The following is a 7,812-nucleotide window of genomic DNA, read 5'->3' on the forward strand; positions in this document are numbered from 1 at the left end:
GCCTGATGGCGGACGGTCAGGTCGCCAGGTAGGGGCCGAGGCCCTCGCGGCAGAAGTCGGTCATGAGCCGGGCGGCGTCCTGCGCGGAGAGCTCGGGACGCCCGGTGCGCCAGACCGCGAGCCGCTCGCACGCGCCGATGATGATCTCGGTGTAGGCGAGGACGGTCGGCTCCGGCGCGTCCGGCGCGAAGCCGCGCAGCACGCCCGCGATGAGCTCGCTCTGCTGGCGGCGGGTGTCCTCGACGGCCTCGGCGGCGGCCGGCGGGGTGTCGAGCGGCTGGCGCATCAGCAGCGCGAAGGTGCGGGCGTGCGCGTCGATGAACTCGAAGTAGGCGGCCATGCCGCGCCGCAGCACGTCCTCGGCGGTGGTGGCGCCCGCCATCGCCCGCTGGGTCACCTCGAACAGCTCGGCCTTGCTGCGGGCCATGCACGCCTGGAGCAGGCCGTCCTTGGAGCCGAAGTACTCGTAGAGCATCGGCTTGGAGACCCCGCAGCGCTCGGCGATCTCGTCCATCGACGCGGCCCGGTAGCCGCCCTCGCCGAAGACCTCCTCGGCGACGTCCAGCATCTGCCGCTCCCGCTCGGGGCGCGACATGCGGCGGCGTGGACGCGCTGTGGCACTGCTCACAGGAAATCCCATCTATTGGACCTACCGTCAGTAACCTACCGGCGGTAACTTACTCATAGTAGGTCTCCGTTCGATGGGATGGACAATGAGCGAACGCACCTCCCCGGCGATCGTGGTCATCGGGTCCGGCTTCGCCGGGCTCGGCATGGCGATCCGGCTCAGGCAGCAGGGCTTCCACGACTTCGTCGTGCTGGAGAAGAGCGAGGCCCTCGGCGGGACCTGGCACGACAACACCTATCCGGGCTGCGCGTGCGACGTGCCGTCCCACATGTACTCCTACTCCTTCGAGCTGAACCCGGGCTGGTCGCGGATGTTCGCGCCGCAGCCCGAGATCCGCGCCTACCTGGAGCGGACCGCCGACAAGTACGGCGTGCGCGACCACATCCGGTTCGGCGCGGCCGTCGACTCGATGGAGTGGGACGACGCGGGCGGCCGCTGGAACGTCACGCTCCAGGACGGGGACGTGCTGCGCCCGAAGGCGATCGTGTCCGGCATCGGCGCGCTGCACATCCCGTCCTTCCCGGACCTGCCGGGCATGGAGCGCTTCCAGGGCGCGGCCTTCCACTCCGCCGAGTGGGACCACGACGTGGACCTGGCCGGCAAGCGCGTCGCCGTCATCGGGACGGGCGCGTCCGCGATCCAGTTCGTCCCGCAGGTGGCGCGGAAGGCGTCGAAGCTGGTGCTGTTCCAGCGGACGCCGCCGTGGATCCAGCCCAAGCCCGACCGGGAGATCCCCGCCGCCGCCCGGACGCTGTTCGCGAAGGTGCCGGGCGCGGCCCGCGCGTTCCGCGCCGGGATCTACTGGGCGCTGGAGGCGCGCGCGGTCAGCTTCGCGGTGAGCCCGCGCCTCGCCGGGCCGATGAAGACGCTGGCGCTGCGCCACCTGGAGAAGCAGATCCCCGACCCGGAGCTGCGCGCGAAGGTCACGCCGGACTACACGATCGGCTGCAAGCGCGTCCTGCTGTCCAACGACTACTACCCGGCGCTGACCCGCGACAACGTCGAGCTCGACACCTCCGGCGTGGCCGAGGTGCGGGAGCACTCGATCGTCACCAACGACGGCGTCGAGCACGAGGTGGACGTCATCGTCTACGGCACCGGCTTCAAGGTGACCGACGCGCTCGCCGAGATGCGCGTGACCGGACGCGGCGGCGTGAAGATCCAGGAGGTGTGGTCGGACGGCATCGAGGCCCACCACGGCACCACGGTCGAGCGGATGCCGAACTTCTTCATGCTGCTCGGCCCGAACACCGGGCTCGGCCACAACTCGGTCGTGTTCATGATCGAGGTGCAGATCCAGCACGTGCTGAGCTGTCTGCGGCTGCTCCAGGAGCGCGGAATGTCGGTCATCGAGCCGCGGCCTGGGGCCGTCCGCCGGTTCAACGACCGGATGCACCGCAGGCTGCGGCGCGCGGTGTGGAACGAGGGCGGCTGCCAGTCCTGGTACCTGGACGAGTTCGGCGTGAACCGCACGCTGTGGCCCGGGTTCACCTTCGAGTTCTGGAAGTCGTCCCGCAAGGCCAAGGAGGAGGACTACATCCTCAGCCGCTGACGGCCGGGCCCGAGGCCCGGAGACAGCGAACCGGCGGCCGAGCCCCGAGGGGGCCCGGCCGCCGGTTCGCGTTCGCCGTCGGTCAGTTGCTGAAGCGGGGGCGCGGGAGCCGCCGCCGTGCGGGGGCCGGCTGCGGGGGCAGGGCCCGCATCCGCGCGACCGTGAGCCGCTTCTCGGCCAGGTCCAGCCGGGCGAGGCCCTTCTCGGTGAGGTCGCGCGCGGTGATGCCCTTGCCGAGCAGGATCCAGTTGGTGCGCTCGTCGCGGGCCTGGGCGCGGCGGCGGCGCGTCCAGTAGCGCGGGGTCAGCAGCAGCCCGGACGCCACGACCACCGCGGCCCCGGCCCAGGCGACCACGCCCGGCTCCTCGCCGCTGATCAGCGGCTCGTGCGCGGCCTGGAGGCTGGTGACGGGCGACAGCGGCAGCGAGACGCCCGCGACCTGCGGCCCGGCGACCGGCGGCAGGGCCACGGCCGGGGCCTGGAACGGGTTGTGGTCGCCGAGCGGGTCGAGCCCGGGCGGCGGCGCGTTCACGCCGGGCGGCAGGGCCCCGTACGCTCCGGGCGGCCCGCCGTGGCCGCCACCCGGAAGCGTCACGGACGCGGCGACGACGCTGAGGGTCGCCCCCTTGCTGTGCGCCCCGGCGTTGCTGGACGTGACGGTCGCGGTGACGTTGATCGTGCCCGGCTTCGTCCCGGCCGGGACGGTCACCGTGCCCAGCACCGAGGCCGAACCGGTCACGGTCCCGATGTAGGAGCTCGTCGGCGACACCGACGCGCCGTGCCCGGCGCGGAGCGCGACGCTCACGCCGGTCGCGCTCCCCGTCACCGTGACCGACACCGAGACGGTGTCCCCGGCGTGGACGGCCGACGTGGACAGCGCGATCCCCAGGCCGAGCCCCGGCTTGCCGTTTCCGGGGGGCGGCGTGGTCGGCCCGCCGGGGACGTTCCCACCGGGCGTCCCGCCGCCCGGCGTTCCGCCACCAGGTGTTCCACCACCGGGCGTCCCGCCTCCGGGAGTGCCGCCGCCGGGCTCACCCGTCGGGGGAGTGGTCGGCGTGGTGGGCGGGTCGGACGGGGTCGTGGGCGGGTCCGACGGCGTCGTCGGCGGATCGCTCGGCGTGCTCGGCGGGTCGGACGGGGTGGTCGCGGGAGGGTCCGACGGCGTATCGCCGCCGGACGGAGCGGGCGAGCTGGAGCCGGCCCCGGACGTGGGGCTGGCCCCGGCGAACGCGACCGCCGGGGCCAGCCCCCCGAAGGCCAGGACCGCGGCCGCGCCGAGACCCGCGAACATGGGAAGACCGACCGGTCGGGTACGCACCCCGCACTCACCTCCGCCATTCGGCGACATCGTTAAACAATTCCTTGAAGAGTAATATGACCACGCCGGAGGAATGGCTTTCAACCCTCCCCCGAAAGTCGTCCCGGAGGACGAGGAAAACCGCCTCGGGAGCCCCGGCGTTATCAACGGATGAGTAGATGAGACGTCTGGGGCTAACTGTCTCCCCGGGCGTCGTGACCGGTTTCCCCCACCCCCTTGAGTAATCTGGTCGCGCGCAGTACGACCTCCATCGCGAAGCGTGAGTCGGGATCGCCGAGGCGGTCGCCGAGCACCTCCTCCAGGCGGCGCATCCGGTACCGCACGGTCTGCGGGTGGATGTTGAGCCGTTCGGCCAGCTCCACGCCCGTGCCGCGGGTCGTCAGCCAGGCGTAGAGGGTCTCCAGGTACCGCTCCGGCTGGCCGCCGCCGAGCTCGGTGACCTCGCCGAGCAGCCGCCGGGTCAGGTGGTCCACGACCGTCTGGTCCGACAGCAGCCACAGCGTCACCAGGTGCTCGCCGCTGTCGATGACCCGCTCGTCGCCGAGCGCGCCGGTGGCCGCGACGGTGAGCGCGCGGCGGGCCCAGCGCAGCGACTCGGCGGCCTTGACGGTCGGGACGGTCAGCCCGACCGCCAGCCGCCGCTCGGGCCAGCCGGAGGTGAGCATCCGCAGCCGCCCGGCGTCGACCTCGCCGGGCACCAGCAGGTGCGGGGCGTCCCCGGACAGGTCCACCAGCAGGTCGCGGTGCAGGGTGTGCGGGGACGGCTGCGGCCCGGCGGGCAGCGCGACCAGGGTGACCTCGTCGGGCACCGCCCAGCCGGCGAGCCGGGCGAGGTTGCCGACGGTCTGCGCGCTCGGCGGGGGCTCGCGCAGCAGGCTGTGCAGCAGCCGCCGCCGGTGGTCCTGCTGCTCCTCGTCGGGGCGGGCGGTGACGTAGCCCTCCAGCGACAGCGAGGCCAGCTCGTTGATGTAGGAGAACAGCTCGTCCGCGAGCCGTCCCATCACCGGGGCGGGCAGGTTCCGCTCGGCGGCGACCTTCATGACCCGCCGCCAGGCCACCTGGGCGCCGATCCGGTAGGCCGTCTGGAGGCTGGAGAGGGTGCGCCCCTCCATCGCCTCGAACCGGCCGAGCCGCCGGTAGGTCTCGTCGTGCCGGTCGCGCGGGGTGGACGGGTCGGCGAGCGAGTCCACGAAGTGCGACAGGGCCCGCTCGACGCCGATCCGCAGCGCCTGCACGTAGGGGCCGTCGGTGGACCGGCCGTACTCGGGCACGGCGCGCTTGATCTCGGTGATGATCTCCGCGGCGAGCGTGGGCAGCTCGGGCCGGACGAGCGCGACCAGCCACCGGGGGGCGGGGCCGGTCCCGGGGTCGCCGTGCGTCTGCGCCATCGCGCTCCTCCGTGGGCGCGCGCGACGGCGACCGGGTCGGCGGGGGCACCGGCCCGGCGGCCGCCGCGGCGATGCCCGCGGTGGTGTCAGGCCCCGGGCCCGCCCCGCGGGCGGGTGCGGGCGGTCCGGGGTCCGGGGGTGGGACCGCTCCCGTCGCGCCGAGCGGGGGTCCCCACGCGACGGAGCGGCTCGTATGTGATGGAGCACACCGACGTTAGATCAGCGCCCCGCTGTGACGCGCGCCACTTGAGTAAGAAGTGAGTAAAGTCACTTTGCGCCCCTTTTGTGTGACCCACGGTCCCGCTCGCCCCGGTGCGCCGACGGGTCCTCGTCGCGCAGCAGGGCGGCGGCGCGCAGCGTCACGTCCAGCGCGAACCGGGTCTTGGGATCGCCCAGGCTGTCGCCCAGGTAGTGGTCGAGCTGCCGCAGCCGGTACCGCACGGTCTGGGGGTGGACGCGCAGGCTCTCGGCGATGTCCACGGCCGTCCCGCGCGTCGTCACCCACTCGGTCAGGGTCGCGGTCAGCTTCCGGCGGTGCCCGGCCGTCAGGTCGGTGAGCGGCGCCAGGTGCCGCTGGGCCATCTCGTCCGCGAGGACGGTGTCCGACAGCAGCCAGAGGGTCGTCAGGTGCTCCTCGCAGGGGATCAGCGACCCGCGCGGGATGATCCCGTCCCGGGCGAGCTCCAGCAGCCGGACCGCCCAGCGCAGCCCGTGCGCGAGGCGGGTCAGCGGCAGCGTCAGGCCGAGCACGCTGTCGGCCTCCTCCAGTGCCGCCCGCAGCATCGCCTCGCGGGCAGGGGTGAACGGTCCGGGGACCAGCAGCCGCGGTTCCGGGTCGTCCAGGTCGACCAGCACGTCGCCGTCCAGCGCCGACCGGGTGACCGGCGCGCCCGGCGCGACCGCGACGGCCGTCGCGACGTCCGGCAGGGGCCACCAGGCGGCGTTGCGGGCGAGCTCCTCGACGGCCTCGGCGGACGCCGGCGGCTGCCGCAGCAGGGTGCGCAGCAGTTCCTGCCGCACCTCGCGGTGGTGCAGGTCGGCGTGCTTGAGCGCCTGCCGGTGCCCGGTGCGGGCGGCGGCGACCGCCTCGTCGACATAGACGATCATCGCCTCGACCAGGCCCGCGAGCTGCCCGCTGGGCAGGCCCTCCTGCTCGGCCAGGGCGACGGTGCGCCGGTAGCAGACGTGGAAGGCCGTCCGGTAGGCGGCCTGGAGCAGGTCCAGGCTGCGGCCCTCGATGGCCTCGAAGTGGCCGAGCGCGCGGCAGGTCTCGTCGCGGTCGGCGAGGGCGGGCCCGTCGCCCGTGACCTGGGTCACGAACGCGGTGAGCATCTGCTCCACGCCGACCCGCAGGATGCGGCCGTACGCGGAGTCGGCCGGCCGGTCGTACTCCGGGACGGTCCGCCGGATCTCCGCGTCCACCTCGTCGATCGCGGCGGGCAGGTCGTCCCGCATCAGCCGGGCCAGTTTCCGGGGCACCCGGATTCCGAGCGGCCCGGACAGGTGATCCAGCGTGTCGGTCAAGACCTCACCACCTCGAACGAGAGTGATTCGCAGCACGCGTGTGATCCAGGGCACGCGGAGCTTAGGCACGCGCCCGGTGCGGGACAAGGGTCCGGGGCGAAGATGCCTCGCCAGTACTCCACGGATGACAAGTCCGTGCGAGGTCGTTACTCGCGTTCTGACAAACCGGGGTGTGCGGCGGGTGCGCGAAATTCGGTTACCCGCCGGTACTAACTTCGGGGGAGTTTCGCGGGCGCGGAGAACTCATGTGTTGACAACCGGTCCGTAGAGTTGCCGATTCGATGCAATCGACTATTGAGTTCTCGACAGTTCCCGCCGTACGGTCGCCGCCACGGCAACAAACATTCGACTCAGGTTCGCTGGCGGTGGTTCGTGGGAATTGAGGTCGCCGTCGAGGGGCTGACGAAATCCTTCGGCACGCAGACGATCTGGCGGGACGTCACCCTGACGCTTCCCGCCGGTGAGGTCACCGTGCTGCTCGGCCCGTCCGGTACGGGCAAGACCGTCTTCCTCAAGTCCCTCATCGGGCTCATCAAACCCGAGAAGGGCACGGTCCGCGTGGACGGCGTGGACATGGTGAACGACCCGGACCGCCGGGTCTTCCGCGAACGCAAGCGCTTCGGCCTGATGTTCCAGGACGGGGCCATGTTCGGCTCCCTGAACCTGTACGACAACATCGCCTTCCCGCTGCGCGAGCACACCCGCAAGACCGAGGCCGAGATCCGGCGCATCGTGCTGGAGAAGATGGACACCGTCGGCCTGCTCGGGGAGGAGAAGAAGGTCCCCGGGCAGATCTCCGGCGGCATGCGCAAGCGCGCCGGCCTCGCCCGCGCGCTGGTGATGGACCCCGAGGTCATCCTGTGCGACGAGCCGGACTCCGGACTCGACCCGGTCCGCACCGCGCACCTGTCGCAGCTGCTCATCGACGTCAACGCGCGCATCGACGCGACGATGCTGATCGTCACGCACAACATCGAGATCGCCAGCACCGTCCCGGACAACATCGGCATGCTCTACCGGCGCGACCTGGTCGCGTTCGGCCCGCGCGAGACGGTGATCGCCTCCGAGGACCCGGTGATCGCGCAGTTCCTGCGGGGCAGCCCCGAGGGGCCGATCGGGATGAGCGAGGAGAAGGACGCCGCGCTGCTCGCCGAGGAGGCCGCCCGGGCCGCGAGCCGGGCCCGGCCCGTCGCCCGGCCCATCGAGATCCCGGCGCAGCTCCGGCCCAGCCCCGGCGAGCCCGAGCGGGCCGGCGAGCTGCGGCACGCCGCCCGGGTGGACGCGCTGCTGCCGTCCCTGCCGCCCGAGGCCGCCGCCGCGATCCGGCGCGGCCGGGCCGCGACCGAGGAGGCCGCCAGGCTCGCCGCCGAGCAGCAGGCGCGGGCGGCGCGGCCGGCCGCGC

6 protein-coding genes are annotated in these 7,812 nt (G+C 73.0%); 2 read left to right on the top strand and 4 right to left on the bottom strand.

Features of this window, described 5'->3' with window-relative positions:
- Window positions 1–16 precede the first annotated feature (16 nt).
- Window positions 17–628, bottom strand: coding sequence for a TetR/AcrR family transcriptional regulator (locus tag AB0J52_RS19335; protein WP_500182975.1), 612 nt, complete (start codon window positions 626–628; stop codon window positions 17–19).
- Between the two features lie 85 nt (window positions 629–713).
- Between AB0J52_RS19335 and AB0J52_RS19340 the strand changes: the two genes are divergently transcribed.
- Window positions 714–2,180 (top strand): flavin-containing monooxygenase, encoded by a 1,467-nt coding sequence (locus AB0J52_RS19340; RefSeq protein WP_500182976.1) that lies wholly within the window; start codon window positions 714–716, stop codon window positions 2,178–2,180.
- Between the two features lie 82 nt (window positions 2,181–2,262).
- On the opposite strand, the gene AB0J52_RS19345 is transcribed toward AB0J52_RS19340, so the two are convergent.
- The 3 genes from AB0J52_RS19345 to AB0J52_RS19355 all read right to left on the bottom strand — a co-directional run bounded on the left by AB0J52_RS19345 (window position 2,263) and on the right by AB0J52_RS19355 (window position 6,410).
- Window positions 2,263–3,471, bottom strand: coding sequence for a hypothetical protein (locus AB0J52_RS19345; protein ID WP_500182977.1), 1,209 nt, complete (start codon window positions 3,469–3,471; stop codon window positions 2,263–2,265).
- 200 nt (window positions 3,472–3,671) lie between these two features.
- Window positions 3,672–4,886: a PucR-like N-terminal domain-containing protein gene (locus AB0J52_RS19350; protein WP_500182978.1), complete on the bottom strand. Its 1,215-nt coding sequence runs from the start codon at window positions 4,884–4,886 to the stop codon at window positions 3,672–3,674.
- 267 nt (window positions 4,887–5,153) lie between these two features.
- Window positions 5,154–6,410, bottom strand: a complete 1,257-nt coding sequence (locus AB0J52_RS19355) for a PucR-like N-terminal domain-containing protein (RefSeq protein WP_500182979.1) — start codon at window positions 6,408–6,410, stop codon at window positions 5,154–5,156.
- Between the two features lie 372 nt (window positions 6,411–6,782).
- Between AB0J52_RS19355 and AB0J52_RS19360 the strand changes: the two genes are divergently transcribed.
- A partial coding sequence (locus tag AB0J52_RS19360; RefSeq protein ID WP_500182980.1) for an ABC transporter ATP-binding protein occupies window positions 6,783–7,812 on the top strand: 1,030 nt, incomplete at its 3' end.

Source organism: Spirillospora sp. NPDC049652, assembly GCF_040675125.1.
Classification (GTDB): domain Bacteria; phylum Actinomycetota; class Actinomycetes; order Streptosporangiales; family Streptosporangiaceae; genus Spirillospora.